The sequence below is a fragment of the Roseovarius roseus genome, assembly GCF_043355935.2.
GTDB lineage: Bacteria > Pseudomonadota > Alphaproteobacteria > Rhodobacterales > Rhodobacteraceae > Roseovarius > Roseovarius roseus.
This window is the reverse complement of record NZ_JBHFPE020000067.1, coordinates 1-695: the sequence shown is the minus strand read 5'-3', so window position 1 is coordinate 695 and position 695 is coordinate 1. Positions and strand designations below refer to the sequence as shown.

1 protein-coding gene is annotated in these 695 nt (G+C 62.6%); it reads left to right on the top strand.

From position 1 onward, the window contains the following. Positions 1 to 36: 36 nt before the first annotated feature. Positions 37 to 695 (top strand): SDR family NAD(P)-dependent oxidoreductase (locus ACEWPL_RS19490; protein WP_420744415.1); only part of this gene is annotated, 659 nt, incomplete at its 3' end.

Below are 695 nucleotides of genomic sequence, written 5' to 3'. Positions count from 1 at the left end.
TGGTCGACAAGGCCATCCCGTTCGAGAAGTGAGCCGATGAGTGATCTGGCCCTAGTCACCGGAGGTGCAGCCGGCATTGGCGCAGCCATCGCGCAGCGTTTGACTGAGGATGGTCTGCGCGTGATCGTGCTGGACCGCGCACCGGTGACGCATGACTTTGCGCATGAAGAGATCACCGTCGATCTGGCCGATGTCGCGGCAACGCAAGCCGAACTTGCGCGCGTGATCGGGGATCGCCGCGTGACGCGCCTCGTCAACAACGCGGGCGTCGTCATGCCCGCCACGCTGGAAGACACGAAGCCCACCGATCTCGATGCCGTTGCGGCCGTCAATCTGCGCGCGCCCATCATCTGCATGCAGGCAGTCCTGCCCGGCATGAAGGCGGCGCGCATGGGCCGCGTCGTCAATCGGGTCTATGGCTTGCAGCGCTTCATCTTCGGCAATTTCAACCTGATGGCCGGGGTCAGTCACATTCCCCTGCTGGCCTTGGGCATCCCGGGCGATGTCGTGACCGCCGTCATCCTTGGCGCCTTCATGCTGCAGGGGCTGACGCCCGGACCGCTGATGTTTCAGGACAATATCAGCCTGATCTACGCCATCTTCATCGGTATCATGCTTAGCTCCATCGTGCTCTTCGGCGCGGGCAAATTCGCGATCCGCTATTTCGCGCGTATCGCCGATGTGCCGCGCCATAT